Source organism: Bacillus sp. 0209A (genome assembly GCF_036765095.1).
In the GTDB taxonomy this organism is placed as follows: Bacteria; Bacillota; Bacilli; order Bacillales; family Bacillaceae; genus Bacillus; species Bacillus subtilis_G.
On record NZ_JBAIZV010000007.1, the window covers coordinates 42886 to 60520 of the forward strand.

At 46.1% G+C, this 17635-nt stretch carries 16 protein-coding genes and 1 pseudogene; 4 read left to right on the forward strand and 13 right to left on the reverse strand.

The genetic code is table 11. The annotated features are described in order from the left end of the window. Positions 1–101 precede the first annotated feature (101 nt). The 3 genes from V6D44_RS19205 to V6D44_RS19215 all read right to left on the reverse strand — a co-directional run bounded on the left by V6D44_RS19205 (position 102) and on the right by V6D44_RS19215 (position 2958). On the reverse strand, positions 102–884 hold the full coding sequence (locus V6D44_RS19205; protein ID WP_333516814.1) for a nucleotidyltransferase domain-containing protein: 783 nt from the start codon (positions 882–884) through the stop codon (positions 102–104). An 83-nt stretch (positions 885–967) separates the two neighbouring features. Next, on the reverse strand, positions 968–1924 hold the full coding sequence (gene cah, locus V6D44_RS19210; protein ID WP_333516815.1) for a cephalosporin C deacetylase: 957 nt from the start codon (positions 1922–1924) through the stop codon (positions 968–970). Positions 1925–1983: 59 nt separating this feature from the next. Beyond that, entirely contained in the window at positions 1984–2958 is a 975-nt protein-coding gene (locus tag V6D44_RS19215) for a LysR family transcriptional regulator (RefSeq protein WP_087993142.1), read from the reverse strand. A gap of 115 nt (positions 2959–3073) precedes the next feature. On the opposite strand from V6D44_RS19215, the gene V6D44_RS19220 reads away from it, so the two are divergent. Continuing rightward, positions 3074–3832: a class I SAM-dependent methyltransferase gene (locus V6D44_RS19220; RefSeq protein ID WP_333516816.1), complete on the forward strand. Its 759-nt coding sequence runs from the start codon at positions 3074–3076 to the stop codon at positions 3830–3832. 24 nt (positions 3833–3856) lie between these two features. Here the strand turns inward: V6D44_RS19220 and V6D44_RS19225 are convergent, their stop codons facing one another. Continuing rightward, the gene (locus tag V6D44_RS19225) at positions 3857–4417 is read right to left on the reverse strand and encodes a shikimate kinase (RefSeq protein WP_087993140.1); all 561 of its coding nucleotides are present in this window, start codon (positions 4415–4417) and stop codon (positions 3857–3859) included. 268 nt (positions 4418–4685) lie between these two features. Between V6D44_RS19225 and tmrB the strand changes: the two genes are divergently transcribed. Then, positions 4686–5279 carry a tunicamycin resistance ATP-binding TmrB gene (gene tmrB / locus V6D44_RS19230; RefSeq protein WP_087993139.1) on the forward strand — a complete coding sequence of 198 codons (594 nt, stop codon included), beginning with the start codon at positions 4686–4688 and terminating at the stop codon, positions 5277–5279. Between the two features lie 50 nt (positions 5280–5329). Here tmrB and nadE read toward each other — a convergent pair whose 3' ends face one another. Both nadE and V6D44_RS19240 read right to left on the reverse strand, forming a co-directional pair. Next, positions 5330–6148: an ammonia-dependent NAD(+) synthetase gene (nadE, locus tag V6D44_RS19235; RefSeq protein ID WP_333516817.1), complete on the reverse strand. Its 819-nt coding sequence runs from the start codon at positions 6146–6148 to the stop codon at positions 5330–5332. Between the two features lie 128 nt (positions 6149–6276). Next, positions 6277–6873, reverse strand: coding sequence for a DUF1989 domain-containing protein (locus tag V6D44_RS19240; RefSeq protein ID WP_202328810.1), 597 nt, complete (start codon positions 6871–6873; stop codon positions 6277–6279). A gap of 127 nt (positions 6874–7000) precedes the next feature. On the opposite strand from V6D44_RS19240, the gene V6D44_RS19245 reads away from it, so the two are divergent. After that, a complete protein-coding gene (locus tag V6D44_RS19245) occupies positions 7001–8341 on the forward strand; it encodes an amino acid permease (protein WP_087993136.1) in 1341 nt (446 codons plus the stop codon). Between the two features lies 1 nt (position 8342). Here V6D44_RS19245 and V6D44_RS19250 read toward each other — a convergent pair whose 3' ends face one another. From V6D44_RS19250 to V6D44_RS19260, 3 genes are all read right to left on the reverse strand, one after another. Further along, the gene (locus V6D44_RS19250; RefSeq protein ID WP_333516829.1) at positions 8343–9092 is read right to left on the reverse strand and encodes a YqcI/YcgG family protein; all 750 of its coding nucleotides are present in this window, start codon (positions 9090–9092) and stop codon (positions 8343–8345) included. Positions 9093–9172: 80 nt separating this feature from the next. Further along, the gene (locus V6D44_RS19255) at positions 9173–9802 is read right to left on the reverse strand and encodes a LysE family translocator (RefSeq protein WP_010331361.1); all 630 of its coding nucleotides are present in this window, start codon (positions 9800–9802) and stop codon (positions 9173–9175) included. Between the two features lie 73 nt (positions 9803–9875). Continuing rightward, positions 9876–10340: a MarR family transcriptional regulator gene (locus V6D44_RS19260; protein ID WP_087993135.1), complete on the reverse strand. Its 465-nt coding sequence runs from the start codon at positions 10338–10340 to the stop codon at positions 9876–9878. 112 nt (positions 10341–10452) lie between these two features. On the opposite strand from V6D44_RS19260, the gene bmr3 reads away from it, so the two are divergent. Next, a complete protein-coding gene (gene bmr3 / locus V6D44_RS19265; protein WP_333516818.1) occupies positions 10453–11991 on the forward strand; it encodes a multidrug efflux MFS transporter Bmr3 in 1539 nt (512 codons plus the stop codon). Between the two features lie 43 nt (positions 11992–12034). Here the strand turns inward: bmr3 and V6D44_RS19270 are convergent, their stop codons facing one another. The 4 genes and pseudogenes from V6D44_RS19270 to V6D44_RS19285 all read right to left on the reverse strand — a co-directional run bounded on the left by V6D44_RS19270 (position 12035) and on the right by V6D44_RS19285 (position 17550). Then, positions 12035–13660 (reverse strand): L-lactate permease, encoded by a 1626-nt coding sequence (locus V6D44_RS19270; RefSeq protein ID WP_333516819.1) that lies wholly within the window; start codon positions 13658–13660, stop codon positions 12035–12037. Positions 13661–13691: 31 nt separating this feature from the next. Beyond that, positions 13692–14657 carry an L-lactate dehydrogenase gene (locus V6D44_RS19275; protein ID WP_202328804.1) on the reverse strand — a complete coding sequence of 322 codons (966 nt, stop codon included), beginning with the start codon at positions 14655–14657 and terminating at the stop codon, positions 13692–13694. 164 nt (positions 14658–14821) lie between these two features. Beyond that, on the reverse strand, positions 14822–16801 hold the full coding sequence (gene amyE, locus V6D44_RS19280) for an alpha-amylase (RefSeq protein ID WP_087993132.1): 1980 nt from the start codon (positions 16799–16801) through the stop codon (positions 14822–14824). A gap of 173 nt (positions 16802–16974) precedes the next feature. Continuing rightward, positions 16975–17550 (reverse strand): annotated as a pseudogene (locus V6D44_RS19285) (DUF6773 family protein). Between the last annotated feature and the right edge of the window lie 85 nt (positions 17551–17635).

The following is a 17635-nucleotide window of genomic DNA, read 5'->3' on the forward strand; positions in this document are numbered from 1 at the left end:
ATACAAAGATTCTGATTATTTTTGTGGATTTACCACAATCAGATAGTTAGAAAGTCGGGGAATCGTGTCGAATAAAGGGGAAAAGGAAGCGACAAAAAACATCAGCTTCCTCCATCCTTCCATACTTCTTCAACCGTATTCAAAAGCAAACGATTCAGTTCAGGTGTCATATCCTTTTGTTCTGCTTTCAGCGTTTTTGCTGCTTCCATGATTCTTTCGATTTCCGTTTCAATAAACTGATGAATAACATGAATTCGCGCTTCAAGATCAAGCTCTTCGCCTCTTCTTTTCCGTTCAAGCAAGGTTTCCATTTCTGCCTTCAGCTCAGAATCAGTAACAAGTTCATTCATCAAAACAGTAAAATCCATTGGCGGAATGGTTCCGTGCTTTTCAATCCATTTGCAAGCCAAGATAGGCCGAAGCACGTAGAAATACTTTTTGATTTTGACCTCTTGCCCTTGAAGGTAATCCTTGACGTTCCTTTTCGCCATATTGATATAGTGATACACGCTGGCTTCGGGCTTAAACGCCTCCGTCCGCAGCTTTCTTAGCTGCTCTGCGGTTGTAAATGCTTCGTAATACACAATGTCTGAGGACAGCCATTCAAGGAGCGGCGGGTTTGATTTTTTGAAGAGGCGCAGCGTCTTTCTCAGCTCCCAGCCGCTGATATCCAGCAAATCGTGAATCGGTTCCTCAATGACATCACGCTCCTGCTCAATTGAAAAATACCATTCCTTTTTCGGCACATAAATAAAGCGGACATCGTAATCACTGTCCTGGGACGGGAATCCCCAGGCGCGGCTTCCTGATTCAACGGCATATACGATTTTGACTCCGTATGACTGCTCGATTCGTTTTAATTCATCAATGATCCTTTGTTTCATATCTATTCGTCTCCAGTCTGGTTTCATTCCGGCAGTTTGCAGAAAAAAACCGCCTGATGATGTGCGGCGGCTTTTCATATTTATCAGCCTTTCAGATGCTGCTTAAAGAAAGCAAGTTTTTCCGTTTGAAAGGCAGGGATATATTCATGCCCGAAGTAGCGGTACACCTTCAGCTCTTTCTCTGTCTCCAAGTGATTGTAGGCGGCAAACACGGTGGACGGCGGGGTGACCTTGTCAATCAGGCCGATCGACATCAGGACAGGCACCTTTACTCGGTCAGCAAGATTCATAATATCGAAATATGAAAGTGTCTTCATCGCCTGCTCTTCTGTTTCCGGGCTGCCATTTCTTCTGAAGAAGGAATTGATTTCAAGGTACGGCTGTTCAAGCGCCACATCAATGGCCCGTTCAAAGTTGCTTAAATAAGGATAATCGGCAGCCGCGGCTTTCGGAATGTCTGACAGAGCTGCTGCGGCAATTGTTAAGCCGCCGCCTTGGCTTCCGCCTGTCACACCTATTCTAGTTTCGTCGACTTCGTCAAAACTGCTGATGACTTCAAGCGCGCGGACGGCGTCCAAATAAACGCCGCGGTAATAGTATGTATCTTTATCAAGAATACCTTTCGTCATCCAGCCTAAAGCGTGACCATGCGGAGAAATACTCGTATCCTCGCTGCTCTGCTGCCCGCGGACAAGCATGCCGAATGCCGCGTATCCGTGAAGCGCCCAATTCACCATTTCATGAATCTCACCGTCATAGCTTGCGTTGTAGCCGTGATATTTGACGATCGCCGGATGCGGGCCTTCCTTGTCAGGCACCGCGTACCATCCGGCAATGCGGGCATTTCCATAGCTTTTATATGTGAGGCGGTACACCTTAACCCCCTCAGCAGGATAATCAACCGGCTGTAAATCAGGTGCCGCTTGGACTTTTGCAAGTTCATTCAAAGACGATTTCCAAAACTCAGAAAAATCTTTCGGTGCTGTTTTTTCAGGCTTATACGCTTGCAATTGGTCGAGCGGCATATCGAATAGTTGCATTTCCGATTATTCCCCTTTGTTTTATTAGTTTTAGTTTGTATTCTATACTACCACGTTTTCTAAATATTTTCACTTTTGTTTTCCAAACAGCCTTCATCAAACGTTTGTTTAAGATTTTCCCGGCTCATTTCCATAAAAGCCTGAGCTGTCAGACTGACATATCGGTTCTTTAAAAATACAAAGACAAGGGTTCGGGATGGCGCTGATTGAATAGATAAATAGATTACACCCGGGTCCTTATCCCTTCTGACCATATTCGGCGCCATTGTCACACCTAAGCCGTTTGCCACAAGAGATTGCGCGGTTTCAATATGGCTCGTCTTAAAGGCAGTATTCGGCTTAAAGCCGCTTTCCGCACAGAGATCGAGAACTGTCCTTCGAAAACCGAAGCCTTCTTTTAACAGAATAAAAGGCACGTGCCTCGCCATTTCAAGGGGCACGGACGGCTGGCGGCCCTCCTCTCCTTCCAGCGCTTTCTCAATCAGCGCGGTCATTTCCGGAGGCATCCACCTTTGTTTTTCCTTAGGCACCGCGAGAACAATCGGTTCCGTGAGCAAGGGTGTAATGGCGAGCCGTTCATCCTCGATCGGCAAGGACAAAACAGAAAGGTCAACCTCTCCCTTTGCCGTCATTTCCTCTAATGAAGCAGGGTCTTTTTCAACAAGCTGAACCTCTACATGAGGATAGCGCGCCAAAAACTGCTTCAGCAGAGGCGGAAAGAGATATCTCCCCGTGACAGCGGGAATCCCGATGGAAAGCTTATGCCCAAGCCCCTGCGACCGCTCCTGCATCTCCCGGAGCAAATCATCTCTGGAACGAATGATGTCCTCGGCTTTTTCAATGAAACGCCGGCCGTGGGGTGTCAGGGTAACAGAGCCGTGGGATCTGTGGAAAAGGGTAAGCCCAAGCTCAGCCTCAAGCTTTTTGATTTGCTGGCTGAGAGATGGCTGAGCGATATGAAGATGCTCCGCCGCCTTTGTAAAGCTTTGGCGCCGGGCGATTTCCGCTGCGTATTCCATCACTTTAATATCCATTTCAGCCTCCATAGGTTAAACCTATCGTTTTTATCATTTTTATATCTTGGACGAATCATAACAGAAATTGCTAACATAATCCATATCATCAAACAGAAAAAAGGAGCTGGTTGACATGACAAATGAAACGCCGTTTTCGAAAAACGCCGAGATGTATCGGGATGAGAAGGTATTTGCCGAGGGGGAAGATTTGGGTATTATGATCAAAACGGCGCAATGCCGGGCTGATGATCGGGTGCTGGATATCGGAGCGGGTGCCGGCCATACGGCGCTGGCATTTTCCCCATATGTACAGGAGTGCGTCGGCATTGATGCGACGATAGAAATGGTAGAGGTTGCGGCCTCCTTTGCGCAGGAAAAAGGAGCGGGAAACGTACGCTTTCAGCAAGGAACGGCGGAATCGCTCCCTTTCCCTGACGACTCATTTGATATCATCACCTGTCGATACGCGGCCCACCATTTTTCAGATGTCCGTAAAGCCGTCAGCGAAGTTGCACGTGTGTTGAAAAAGGGCGGGCGTTTCCTCTTGGTCGACCATTACGCGCCTGAAGATCTCGTTCTTGATGAGTTTGTCAATCACCTGAACCGGCTCCGAGACCCTTCCCACGTGCGGGAAAGTTCATTATCAGAATGGCAGTCAATGTTCACCGCTCATCAGCTGGGCTATCAAGAAGTCCAAAAGTGGAACTTGCCGATTCAATACGAAAGCTGGATTAAACGGGGCGGAACCCCTGCCGATCGAGAAAAACAGATTATCAGCCATTTACATCAGGCATCAGACGAAGCAAGTGACACGTTCTGTATCAAATTGAATCAAAACGGACAGCCCGACTCCTTTTGCTTAAAAGCGATTTTGATTCAAGGCGTAAAATAAAAAGCCGTGCGCTCCGCACGGCTTTTACATTGGCTGATAAAGATCCCAGCCGATTTTCAATGTCTCCGCAATATAATCGGCGACCTCTTCAGGAGAAAGGTTGTCTGTTGCGACTTTTGAATTGTGTTTGTCGTAAATGGCTTTTCTTTCGTTAAACAGCTGTTCCATGTCATCCATTGAACGGTTGTGCAGCACAGGGCGGTTCTCGATCAATAAGTCCGCTCGCTGCTTCCAGTTCTCCCATGACAGGTCTAGATGAAGCACGAGACAGTTTTCCAGACAGCACGTTCTGATTTCCTCTTGTTTAAATGACCCGCCCCCCAGAGATACGATTTTGAATCGTTTATGATGGCAAATGTCTAAAATATATTCCTTCTCCGTTTTCCGAAAAAAATCTTCACCCTTTTTCTCAAACATCTCAGGGATCGACATATTGAAATCTTTTTCAATCTCTTGGTCTATATCGATAAAATCTCTATATAATTTTTTAGCGACCAATTGGCCGATTGTCGTTTTTCCTACACCCATGAATCCGATCAGGACGATATTTCTTTCTCTTACTGGGATGGCTCGTTTAGCGTTCATCTTCGGCGAAATCCTCCTAAGGAATGAAATTTTATATTCATTATATGCTTATTTTACGAATATTTATATAGATACCGGCTTGCCCGTCCTTTTGGCGGCGCTTTTGCCTGAATGACATTCATTGTACAACATTTTTACAGATATTTTAATACGTCGACGCAAAAAAGCATTAAAATCTTTCAAACTCACTGCTTTTATTGTTTTTCCTGCTGACTCTTCGTTCGAAGGGCCTTTTTTTTGTATCATAAGTGAGAAGGGGGAAATGGAGATGATCATTTGGATAAACGGGGCGTTCGGTTCCGGAAAAACACAAACAGCCTTCGAACTGCATAGAAGGCTGAAACCGTCTTACGTGTATGATCCTGAGAAAATGGGATTTGCGATGCGCTCCATGATACCGCCGGAGATCGCGGAGGACGATTTTCAAAGCTATCCCTTATGGCGGGCGTTCAATTACAGCTTGCTTGCCTCCCTGACCGATACATACCGCGGCATCATCATTGTGCCTATGACGATTGTACACCCTGAATACTTTAATGAGATCATCGGCAGGCTTAGACATGACGGCCAGACGGTTCACCACTTTACACTAATGGCTTCAAAGGAAACCTTGTTAAAACGGCTGCGCACAAGAGCAGAAGGACAAAACTCATGGGCCGCCAAACAAATCGACCGCTGCATTGAAGGATTGTCATCACCAGTCTTTGCGGATCACCTCCAAACAGACAACATGTCGATTCAGGATGCGGCAGAAACCATTGCCGCGAAAGCCAAGCTTACATTAGACCCTGATACGAGAGGCAGCCTCCGAAGGTTCACCGACAGATTGATGGTAAAGCTGAATCATATCCGCATCAAATAAAGATCCTGCACATGAACAAAAGCCCGCTCCGAGAGCGGGCTTTCTGGGTCTTATTTCCACCAGTCATCAAACATAGAAGCCGGAACCTGGCGTTTATGTTCAGTCATGCTGTAGCGTTTTTCCAGCGCTTCTGACACTTTCGCTGATACTTCTTTTCCTTCAAGATAATCATCAATCTCTTCGTAGGAAATGCCCAGCTCTGTTTCATCCGTCTGCTGCGGTTTTTCGTCGAGCAGATCGGCAGTTGGTTCTTTTAAGTATAGGCGTTCCGGTGCACCCAGCTCTTTCAGCAGGCTTCTTCCCTGACGCTTTGTTAAGCCTGTCAGCGGCAGGAGATCTGCGCCTCCGTCACCGTATTTCGTAAAGAAACCAGTTACGGCTTCGGCCGCATGGTCTGTTCCAATCACAAGAAGGCCTTCTTGGCCGCCGATCGCGTATTGAGCAATCATTCTCGTTCTCGCTTTTACGTTCCCTTTATTAAAGTCTGTCAGCTTATCGCCTGTCTCTTGCTGATATTGATCTGCAAAAGCGCTGACTGTTGATTGAATGTCAAATTTCCAGGATTTGTCCGGCTTGATGAATTTCAGAGCGAGCTGGGCATCGTCTTCATCCTGCTGTGTGCCATGCGGAAGACGGACCGCGATAAACTGAGCGTCTCCGCCCTCTTCGCGAATGCTTTCCACGGCAAGCTGGGCAAGGCGCCCGGCAAGAGATGAATCCTGTCCGCCGCTGATTCCCAATACAAAGCCTTTAGCGCCGGTTTTCTTTATATACTGCTTTAAAAAATTGATTCGGTCCTCAATTTCTTGTTTTGGATCAATTGAGGGCTTCACATGTAATTCACGCATAATCGTTTCCTGCACACTCATCCTACTCATTCCTCCTGTACAATCGCTGTTTCTTATTTGATCATTTCCCCAACTGAATGGAAATGAATCATCGTTATGTATCCCTATTAAATATAGCATAGGTTTTCATTTGCAGTGAACAAGAGAGATCAGCTGACTTCCACCCGTATTGACGTTACACTGTCTCCATTACACTTTCCTTTTTCGATCGGACAGGAAGAAAACGCGACAATCAAATCCGTTTCCGCTCTCAGCCTTACATAATCGCCGGCATTCGAAAGCGGCGTTTCCACAGACAGGTTCCCTCTCTCATCAAGGACAGTATTCATAAAAATCGCAAATGGGTAATGCATGTGAGGCTTCGGTACGCCAAACTGCTCAAGCGCCCGGTTCATATTGTCATAGCACGTATCCTGAAACTCATCCTTTTGCTTGCCGTATAACAGCCTGTTCATATCAGGTCGGCAGGCGGGAAGCAGGAGATCATGTTTGCCGACCGTATCCTCAATCAGCGTCAGCATCGGTTTGTACAGATTGGAGTAGAGATGGTCATTGACCTTCACATGAATAGAATGATTGGCATCAATGGTCGCGCCCTGATCAAGGTGCTCATAAAAATCTTTGGCATGGTACGCGACAAAATCTGCTATCTGCTGCCCTTCTACATCAATCACCTTCAAAACCTGCCCCTTTTTCAGCTTCAGACCAAGCCCTTTTTTCGGCTCAATAATATATTGCTGTGTCATTGCTTCGCTCCTTTTTTCATTAGTATGGGCGTTCGCCGCCTTCTCCATGTAAAAAGAGGCAAAAATCCGATGTATATAAGCTTCAGGCGGGTCGCAATCTAACCTTAGATAAAAGGGGTTGAAATTGATGAGTCAAACAAAAAAAGACCAGCAAAAAGGAAACTTGGCTTGGTGGCAGCTGTCATTAATCGGGATAGGATGCACAATCGGAACAGGATTTTTTCTCGGTTCCAGCATTGCCATAGTGAAAAGCGGTTTTTCCGTTCTGCTTTCATTTCTGATTGGGGCAATCGGCACGTATTTTGTATTCGAGCAGCTTGCCAAGCTGTCGGCAAAGCAGCCGGAAAAAGGCTCGTTTTGCGCGTATGCAAGAAAAGCATTCGGCAGATGGGCCGGGTTCAGCAACGGTTGGGTGTATTGGTCATCAGAAATGCTGATTACCGGAAGCCAGCTGACAGCCATTTCGCTATTTACGAAGCATTGGTTTCCACAAGTCCCGCTATGGGTGTTCGCTTCAATCTACGCGGTACTTGGGCTTCTGATTATTTTCACCGGGCTGTCTGTTTTTGAGAAGACTGAAAACGTACTGGCAGTCATCAAAACAGCCGCTATTTTTATGTTTATTGTGATTGCCATCCTGGCATTATGCGGCATCTTATCCGGCGGAAAGCACGATGTACAAATTCCAAATAAGACGAGTGAGTTTTTCCCATACGGCGCCATGGGGCTGTGGACAGGTTTAATCTACGCGTTTTACGCCTTTGGCGGAATTGAGGTCATGGGGCTGATGGCGGTTCACTTAAAAAAACCAGAGGAAGCGTCAAAATCAGGGAAGCTGATGCTGGCGACACTGGCGGTTATTTATATTATTTCGATCGGACTGGCTTTGCTGCTGGTTCCATTAGACACGTTTACACAGCAGGACAGCCCGTTCATTACGTCGCTAAAAGGATACAACCTTAAGATTATCCTCGATATTTTTAACGGAATTTTCATTATCGCCGGGTTCTCGACCCTAGTCGCTTCCCTTTTTGCGGTTACGACATTGCTTTGTACGATGGCTGATGACGGCGACGCGCCGAAATGCTTTACCTTAAAGGAAGGCAAAAAAATATGCTGGCCGGCGCTGGGGCTGACGTTTGCAGGGCTTATTTTATCCATCATACTGTCTTTAGTGCTGCCCAAAAACATTTATGAGCACATGACCACAGCAGCGGGGCTTATGCTTTTATACACTTGGCTGTTTATCTTGTTCTCCAGCAAAAAGCTGACAGATCCCGAGGGCATGGGGAAAACGCAAATTTATTCAGCGATGATTCTGATTGCTGCGGCTGTGTCCGGCACACTGTTTGAAAAATCAAGCCGGCCCGGTTTTTTTGTGAGTATAGGTTTTCTCACGATTATTGCGGTCGTTACAGTGATCTATCAAAAAAAGCAGGGACATAAAGACCGCCCTGCCAGCTCGTGATTTATTTCATTTTGTTGAACATGTTCTTCAAATAAGAAAATGGGCACTTCGACACCTGCTTTTCGTCGTCACGGAGGAAATACTGTTTCCATTCGCGATTATCCTTTCCTCCGTACCAGCCTAAATGCGGATGAATCGGAGCTTGATCATAGGCTTTCAAACGAGAGCGGATCAACCTGCTCATGTTGCGGCCAAATGCGGTTGATCCATTTAACTCTTCAAACACCCACCTTGGCTGAAAAGCGATCATAAAATAAGGAAAGCTCCGGCTTCTCCTCGCCTCATGCCCCGGTGTAGCGCAGAGCAGAAAATAAGGCTCACCGTCAAAACAAAACTCCCATTTGTAATGCTCGGGATCGGTCGGAATGTCTTCCGGCCACTCTTTTTTATCTTGATCGCTTAGTCTATTCAAGAAGCACCAAAACAGCTCTTCATACGCTTCAACCGTATAGTGCTCAGCCAAATCCTCCGGTGTGTCAAACAACACGATGAGAGAAGCGTATTTTCCAGTGTCCCGTGAAATCCTTCCGTACTCCGCAAGCAATGGAGCCAGTTCCTCCGCCGTACCGTTTTCCCGCGGATCTCCGGCAAACGCAATGCGGAGCTGGTCAGTCAGAAACGCCTGCCGTCCGGGAATGCATGGAAACGTATCCGCGCCATCGGCCACAGTTTCTGCCAGAAGCTCAAAAGCGATTCTTTGCCATTCAAGAAGCTCTTCTTGATTACGTTCCAGAAAACTTTTGGTGTACATCCCATCCACATTGATCCACCTCCAGTATCATCTGGATACTATATTAAAACCAGAAGCGGCAGGTGACTGTCCTTGATGAATCAGCCCAATAACTGTTTGATGCCTTGATAACCGAAGTAACATCCAAATACAAGGAGAGACACACCAGCGATTCCGGTCAATCCTCTCAATAGCTTTTCATGAAGCAGATTTCTGAACATGCTGGCTGTGATCGCCATGCAAAAATCCCAGATTAAAATGCCGATCATGATACCGGAGCTATAGATGAGAAGCTGATTCATATCGTAGGCCTCTGCTGTTTTCGCAAGTATGCTGCCGTAAATCCCAAGCCAAAACAGGATGCTCAATGGATTTGACAGTGAAATGAGAAAACCCGAAGCGAATGTTTTCTGGTACGACGCTTTTCCTCGTGAGCTTCGCACATCCATCGGTTCTCTGACATTTTTCAGCGTTTCAATTCCGGTATAGGTCAGAACAAAAAAGCCGAAGAGCCACAAAAACGTTTTCACAAATGGAGCGGTCAAAAACTGTGACAGCCCGAAATAAATAAAAAGCATGTACAGTCCGTCCGCTGTCATGGCGCCTAAACCAAAAACCCACGCATGCCAAAAACCGTTTTTAATTCCTTTGTCTATTTGCGCCGCATTCACTGGTCCCACAGGCGCAGACAAGGACAGTCCAAGCACAATATAGCTCAAAAAAATGTTCACCGGCCCGTACTCCCTTCTCTTACGTAACTTGTACAATTTATTCGGGAACGGGCCAAGCTATGCACAATTTCGCTTACTGTTTCAGACGTTCAAGCTCTTCCTCCATAATATCGGCGGCTTTTCTTACGAAACTGAAAATGAGTTCCAGTTCCTCTTCGGTATAGTCGCGGCATAAATCCATCGTAGACTCCGACAGTGAACGAAACAAATCTTTTACATGTTTTTTTGAAGCGGTCAATGGGACAATTATGACTCTACGGCGATCACTAGGGTCCTTTTCACGAGCCACATACCCCGCTTTTTCCAGACGGTCAACAAGCGCCGTGACCGAACCCGTGCTGAGGCCCGTCTTTTTCCCCAGCTCTCCAGCCGTCATTGGCCCTGCTTCATTTAAGATGTCAGCTGATTTTAAATCGGTGGGAAACAGACCGAGAGCTTGAGCGGCTGCTTGGTGAAACAGAACCGTTCTTGTGCCCAATTTCCGAAAAAGCTGAACGGCAGTCCTTTCCAACTCACTTCTGGAATTTCTTGTTGACAACTGACAATCCTCCCTATAAAATCGAATTTATCTTGATAATCGAGATATTCGATGACCAAACTATTATCATGATATCAGAACTTACATAGAAAAGTAAGAGGAGGTAGAACAAATGGACACAACATTAGCAAAGCAGGCTTCCACCAAATTTGTGGTCCTCGGTCTCCTGCTGGGCATCTTGATGTCTGCGATGGACAATACGATTGTTGCCACCGCGATGGGCAGCATTGTAGCCGATCTTGGAAGCTTCGATAAATTCGCTTGGGTAACGGCGTCCTATATGGTGGCAGTCATGGCCGGAATGCCGATTTACGGCAAGCTTTCCGATATGTACGGCCGAAAACGCTTTTTCCTGTTTGGACTTATTTTTTTCTTAATCGGGTCGGCTTTATGCGGGATTGCACAGACGATGAATCAGCTGATCATCTACCGGGCCATTCAGGGTATTGGAGGCGGCGCGCTCCTGCCAATTGCTTTTACCATTATCTTTGATTTGTTTCCGCCGGAAAAACGCGGTAAGATGTCCGGCATGTTCGGCGCTGTATTTGGATTATCCAGTGTTCTTGGACCGCTGTTAGGCGCGATCATTACAGACGCGATCAGCTGGCACTGGGTGTTTTACATCAATGTGCCGATCGGCGCATTGTCATTGTTTTTCATTATTCGCTATTACAAAGAATCTCTGGAGCACAGAAAGCAGAAAATTGACTGGGGCGGCGCGATTACTTTGGTCGTATCCATTGTATGCCTGATGTTCGCCCTTGAGCTTGGCGGCAAAACATACGATTGGAATTCGATTCAGATCATTGGCTTGTTTATTGTGTTCGCCGTTTTCTTCATTGCCTTTTTTATTGTGGAGAGAAAAGCGGAAGAGCCGATCATTTCTTTCTGGATGTTTAAAAACCGATTGTTTGCCACAGCGCAGATTCTCGCTTTCCTGTATGGCGGCACATTTATTATTTTAGCGGTATTTATTCCGATTTTCGTTCAGGCGGTTTACGGCAGCTCTGCGACAAGCGCAGGCTTTATTTTGACGCCGATGATGATTGGATCAGTCATCGGAAGCATGATCGGCGGGATCTTCCAAACGAAGGCAAGCTTCCGCAATTTGATGCTGATATCTGTCACGGCTTTCTTTATCGGCATGCTGCTTTTATCCAATATGACACCGGAGACGGCACGGGTATGGCTGACAGTCTTTATGATGATTACCGGCTTTGGTGTAGGCTTTAATTTTTCCCTGCTACCGGCGGCATCGATGAACGATCTTGAACCTCGCTTTCGGGGGACGGCCAACTCTACAAATTCATTTTTGCGGTCATTCGGCATGACCTTGGGCGTCACCATTTTCGGAACGGTGCAAACAAACGTGTTCACAAACAATCTGAGTGATGCCTTCAGCGGTATGAAAGGCTCAGCAGGCTCAGGCGCCGCGCAAAATATCGGCGATCCGCAGGAGATTTTCCAAGCGGGAACACGCTCCCAAATTCCTGATGTGATCCTGAATCGCATCATTGACGCGATGTCATCAAGTATCACGTACATCTTTTTGCTCGCTTTGATTCCAATTATCCTCGCGGCGGTTACCATTTTGTTTATGGGAAAAGCCAGAGTGAAAACAACAGCGGAAATGGCGAAGAAAGTAAATTAACACGAAAAAGCAGTACATGGCTGGCATGTACTGCTTTTTTTGATTACACTCCTAATCTTGCTAGAATAAATGTCCATATACAAATGATCAATAACAGAATGAGGCTGTACGCCACTGTCCGCTTAAACAGTTTAGATTCCTTGCCTGTCTGGCCGACCGCTGCGGCGGCGATTGCAATGGATTGAGGAGAAACGAGTTTCGCCATCACCCCGCCCGCCGTATTTGCGGCTAACAGCAAATCAGAACCAGCACCGATCTGCGCTCCGGTAACAACCTGCAAATGTCCGAACAAAGCGTTATTGCTGACAACAGAACCAGTAATGAACACGCCGATCCAGCCGAGAACAGGACTGACAAACGGGAACAAGTCTCCTGTTTTGGCCAGTGCTAACCCAATTGAAGAGCTGAGCCCTGCGAAGTTGGCCAGATTGGCAAACCCCATCACAAAGCAGATCGTCATAATCGGCACCCACAGCTCTTTTCCTGTCTCCTTCATGGACGCAAAGGCATCCCGACAAGAGAAATTTTTGCTGAACAGGCCTGTCACGATGACCGCCGCTAAAATCGCTGTACCAGTAGCTGACAGCAGATCGACTTTAAAGACTGCATCTAACGGCGTGGCGGATGGCGTAATCGGCGGCATTTTCATCATTTGCTGATGCAGAAAAGGCATTTTAAAAAGAAGCGTTGTTTGATACAACAGTCCGCCTTCTTGAAAAAGCGCTTTGAAAGCAGGAAGGCTCCAGATTGTGATCGCCGCAGTTAAGATGTAGAAAGGAGACCACGCTTTCGCAATGTCAGCGGTACTGTATGCCTTATTCTCACCAGCCTCGCCGGCTCCTTCCTCCCGGTAAATCTCTTTCGGCTGCCATTTGCGAAGGAAGAGCGCAAGCCCGCCCATGCTGAATAGGGCCGCCAAGATGTTTGCTAATTCCGGCCCGAGCACCGCCATTGTCAGTGTCTGAACCGCTGTATACAGCCCGCTCACAACCAATAGGGCAGGCCAAGTCTGTTTGATTCCTTTCATTCGGTCTAATAGGAAAACAAGCAGAAACGGAATCAAAAATGAGATGATCGGCAGTGTCCACATCAATGTCCGTGACAGCTCAAGAGCGGACAAATCACCAATCTGCGCCCCTGTGATCACAGGAATCCCAATCGCCCCAAAGGCTCCAGAGGCTGCGTTCGCAATCAAGCAGAGCGCCGCCGCTTTTAACGGTTTAAAACCAAGTTCGACAAGCAGCGCCGCACTAATCGCAATCGGAACACCAAAACCGGCCGCGCCTTCCAAAAACGCGTTAAAACAAAAACCAATTAATAATAGCTGTAACCTTTGGTCAGGCGAAATGCCGGCAATGCTGGAACGAATAATAGTGAATTTTCCGGTTTTCACTGCGATTTTATACAGCCACACCGCCATCAGGACGATATAGCCAATCGGCCACAGCCCGCTTCCGATTCCCAGCAAAACAGAAGAAATCGCTTTTTCTATCGGCATATGAAATGCCAAAACGGAGACGATGAAACTGACGGCTAAGGTAAGAAATGCCGCGAGAATGCCTTTCATTTTAAAAACAGTTAAAGCCAAGAGAAAAAAGAGAATTGGAGTGAGCGCCACAAGTGCGCTCACATACTCGTTTCCAAACGGATCATACAGCTGCTCAACCATTGACAATCAGCCCTTTACTCTATAGTTGCGATTAGTTGACCTTTAGTTCTGCAAAATGAGGTTTTAAAATGTTTTTGAGAACGCCGGCGCTGTGAAGAAAATGTTCTTTTTCTTTCTCATTTAAGTTCAGCTCAGTGATGCCTGCAATTCCTCCGCGGTTGACGATTGCCGGAACGCCGATGTACACGTCATCTGTGCCGTATTGTCCGTCCAGATATGTGCTGACAGTTAAAATACTGTTTTCATTATGAAGAATGGCTTTTGTAATGCGGGCAAGACTCATCGCAACACCGTAATAAGTCGCGCCTTTTTTCTCAATGATATGGTAAGCGGCGTTTTTCACGTCATCTACGATCTGGTCAAGTTCCTCTTGTTTATATGCATTATTTTTCTTAACAAGTTCACTAACCGGCATACCGCCGATATTCGCGTGGCTCCAGACAGGAAGCTCTGTGTCGCCGTGCTCGCCGATAATATGCGCGTGCACGTTTTGAGGCGCTGCACCAAAGTATTCGCTCAGCATGTAACGGAATCTGGCAGAATCTAGTGTTGTGCCGCTTCCGATCACTCGCTCTTTTGGCAGGCCGCTGAATTTCCATGTCGCGTAAGTCAGAATATCAACCGGGTTTGTCGCGATTAAGAAAATACCGTCAAATCCGCTCGCCATCACTTCACTGACGATTCCTTTGAAAATCTTTAAATTCTTTTCTACTAATTCAAGGCGTGTCTCACCAGGTTTTTGGTTTGCTCCGGCGCAGATGCAGACAATATCAGCATCCTTGCAGTCTTCATATGTTCCGTAAGATGTTTTGACCGGTTGCGGCGCAAACGCCTTTCCGTGGTTTAAATCCATTACATCGCCCATTGCTTTTTCTTTATTTAAATCAATGACCACAAGCTCATCTGTGATCGCTTGGTTCGTTAACGCAAATGCATAACTGCTTCCAACAAAACCCGCTCCGATTAAAGCTACTTTATTTACATGTTTATTCATCATTAATCATCCTTCCAAGGGTTGTTTTTCTTCGGTGTTTGTTTGTGAAGTATTTCACATTTATATTGTGCAACATTTCACAAACTTTTGCAAGAGAAAAGATTTGTCTGATTTATGAACAAAAAAGAAACCATCTATGATGGTTTCTATGAGAGTTTCCACTTCCCTCAATAAGGAAGAGAACCGCTTAACCCAGAGTTGTTATATAAACCGTTTTGAACATAATCAAAGCCAGGCTGGTTTTGGCCGGGCACTTGGGCGCTGCCGTTATTAAAAATCACTTTGGCGTTCGTTGTATCCGTATCCGCAGGAAGCGTCAGCGTGTAAATACCATCCGCATTCTTGGTCATTGCTTTTCCCGGCCAAGATCCGGTCAACTCTATTGCGCGGCCTCCATCATCTTTATAGATATAAGCATTTACTTGGCCCCAATGATTTGGATTTTGATAGCCGATGATTTTGGCTGAAGACGGGTCTTTTTTGACAAACGTGTATTCTTGGGTCCTCGTTACACCATCACCGTTCGTTCCTTTTAACGTAACGGTGTATGTTGTGCCAAATGGAGCTCCTTTTCCGATTGTTAATTGGTCTCCATCCTTAAACGCTGTCTCTTGCCCATTATTGATTTGATACACGGCTTTTGCTGTATTCGCATCTGCACGCAGGGTAATCGCCAGCTGATCATTGAAAGAATGTGTGACCCCTGTTTTATAATTCTCAAGGAAGACATGAGGCGCATTTGCGATATCGTCAGGATAAATAACAACCACAGATCTGGCATTGATCGTGCCCGTCAGTTTACCATTCGTTACTTGAAATGAACCGTCTCCAGCTTTATTATCATAGCTGCCATCAGGTAATTTTGTTGACGTATTGATAGTGACAGAAGATGAACCTGCATTTGCCAGCACAACGCCGTGCGAGCCGCGCTGATTCATAAATATCTGATTGTTTCCATTCGGATTCGAGAGCTCCTCAGGCTGTCCATCCATCACATTGTGAAATGTATTGACCGCAACGATAGCCTGATCTTCAAATAAACCACTCCCTCGATCGCCGATTTGGCTTTTCCCCGGGAAGCGCACACCATTTCCGCCGCCCTCGGGTCTGGAAAAGAAGAGAGGCGTACTGCCTGAGCGGGAAGCAATCACCGCCCAGCCTAAACGAATATCGTCATCGCTCATCCATGTGGACTCTTCCTCATCATTGGCATACGTATCATGCGATTCCACCCATGTGACTAACTTGTCCGCAGACACAGCAGACGCATAATGGGAGACATTCGACACGCTCAGATTACGGTTCCTTAAAGCAGACCTCATGGAATGTCCATAATTAGATGCTGTTACATTCATATATTTCGCATACGCAGCATCTCTGGAGGCACTATCTTGCAGGATTTCTCCGTATTGGAACTCGGCAGATGTATTTGTGATATTCGGCCAAAATGGACTGCCGTAATTCCCGTCATCCGGCAGTTCTATATGTTTGGCGGCGTCAAAGCGAAATCCGTCAGCGCCGTCAATTAATGCTCGTTCTAAGAAGCCTTTCAGATAGGACTGTACTTGTGTATTTTGTGTATTCCAATCATACAGCCCGAGCAATGAATTCTGCGTGACATCCCATCGATCGGACCAGTTTTTAATTTGTGTGTTTCCATGAGTCCAATTTGGAATACTCTTAATCTCGTTAGAAATCGCAGCATAGTCACTGGTGGTATGATTGATCACAGCGTCAACAATGACCTTTACGCCATATTCTTCAGCAGCAGCGCACATTTCTTTAAATTCTTGTTCAGTACCTAAGTAACGGTTGCCAATTTGGTACGATGTCGGCTGATACAGCCAGTACCAGTTCGACATGCTTTTGTTTCCTTGGTTCCCTTCCTTTACTTGGTTAATCGGAGACGTCTGAATGGCTGTATATCCTGCATCATGAATATCCTTCATATTGTGTTTTAACGTATTAAATGACCAATTCCAGGCATGAAGTATGGTCCCGTCTTTGACCGATGGCGCTGTAAGCTCATTCGATTTGTCCGCTGTTTCAGCATTCGCAGCCGCCGGTCCTGCCAGAACCAAATGAAACAGCAGAAAAAATCCAGCGAATAACGGCAGTAAAGAGGTTTTGAATCGTTTTTCAAACATTATTGACACTCCTTATTTAATTATTAAAGACTTAATGCGGAGTCAAACATATCCCTCTTACTTCATTCTTCCGCTTCCTCCTTTCAAACTGATGTGAAGACTGGAGAATTTTGTTAACGCTTACATTTTAAATTATCACAATCACTCTATCAAAACAACTTAGTAGAGTGAATTCAAATCCATGTGCCTATCCAACTAGAAAACGCTGCCCGGAACATGAGCCGTTTTCCCAAACAAAAAAAAAGAAACCATCTCACCTAAGATGATTTCTTCTCTATTTCTTCTTTTACCGCTCTTCTGTAAGCCCACTTCACAATAACATACCGAAGCAGAAACAGTGCGCCGCCGCAGACGATAAAAAGAAGGATCATTTTCAGCCAAGCGAAGAATGTATGGGGAATCCCCCTGTCGTACATCGTAAGCATCACTACCGCAAAAGCAACCGCAATTGAATCTATTCGCTGCTGCTTCACCCGTTTTTTCAATTCTTCTTCGGTGTTTATTCTCGGCAGGAGCATTCCAGACGCCGCTGCCCTGATGCAGTAATATAAGATCATAACAAACAAAAACACAAGGCTTGCAGCCCATTCGTTAAACGGAAATTCAAACATAATACCGCGGATGATCACATCAAGGAGTGCAAACGCTCCCGCTATCATCCCAATCTCCGTCCAGATTTTTTGTTCTTTTTCTTTTACTCTCTTATTTTCCCCATTCACGCCTGAAAGTCTATTACGCAGATTATTCATGACCTTCCTCCCGCACTTTTACGAATGGCTTTGGCTTACATCTTACAATAACAGCCTGTGCTTCTGCAATGAATAACTCAAAAGC

Coding starts and splice junctions, on each gene's coding strand:
- V6D44_RS19205 (WP_333516814.1), bottom strand. CDS start 884: ATGAAACAAAGGATCATTGATGAATTAAAACGAATCGAGCAGTCATAC.
- cah (WP_333516815.1), bottom strand. CDS start 1,924: ATGCAACTATTCGATATGCCGCTCGACCAATTGCAAGCGTATAAGCCT.
- V6D44_RS19215 (WP_087993142.1), bottom strand. CDS start 2,958: ATGGATATTAAAGTGATGGAATACGCAGCGGAAATCGCCCGGCGCCAA.
- V6D44_RS19220 (WP_333516816.1), top strand. CDS start 3,074: ATGACAAATGAAACGCCGTTTTCGAAAAACGCCGAGATGTATCGGGAT.
- V6D44_RS19225 (WP_087993140.1), bottom strand. CDS start 4,417: ATGAACGCTAAACGAGCCATCCCAGTAAGAGAAAGAAATATCGTCCTG.
- tmrB (WP_087993139.1), top strand. CDS start 4,686: ATGATCATTTGGATAAACGGGGCGTTCGGTTCCGGAAAAACACAAACA.
- nadE (WP_333516817.1), bottom strand. CDS start 6,148: ATGAGTGTGCAGGAAACGATTATGCGTGAATTACATGTGAAGCCCTCA.
- V6D44_RS19240 (WP_202328810.1), bottom strand. CDS start 6,873: ATGACACAGCAATATATTATTGAGCCGAAAAAAGGGCTTGGTCTGAAG.
- V6D44_RS19245 (WP_087993136.1), top strand. CDS start 7,001: ATGAGTCAAACAAAAAAAGACCAGCAAAAAGGAAACTTGGCTTGGTGG.
- V6D44_RS19250 (WP_333516829.1), bottom strand. CDS start 9,092: ATGTACACCAAAAGTTTTCTGGAACGTAATCAAGAAGAGCTTCTTGAA.
- bmr3 (WP_333516818.1), top strand. CDS start 10,453: ATGGACACAACATTAGCAAAGCAGGCTTCCACCAAATTTGTGGTCCTC.
- V6D44_RS19270 (WP_333516819.1), bottom strand. CDS start 13,660: ATGGTTGAGCAGCTGTATGATCCGTTTGGAAACGAGTATGTGAGCGCA.
- V6D44_RS19275 (WP_202328804.1), bottom strand. CDS start 14,657: ATGATGAATAAACATGTAAATAAAGTAGCTTTAATCGGAGCGGGTTTT.
- amyE (WP_087993132.1), bottom strand. CDS start 16,801: ATGTTTGAAAAACGATTCAAAACCTCTTTACTGCCGTTATTCGCTGGA.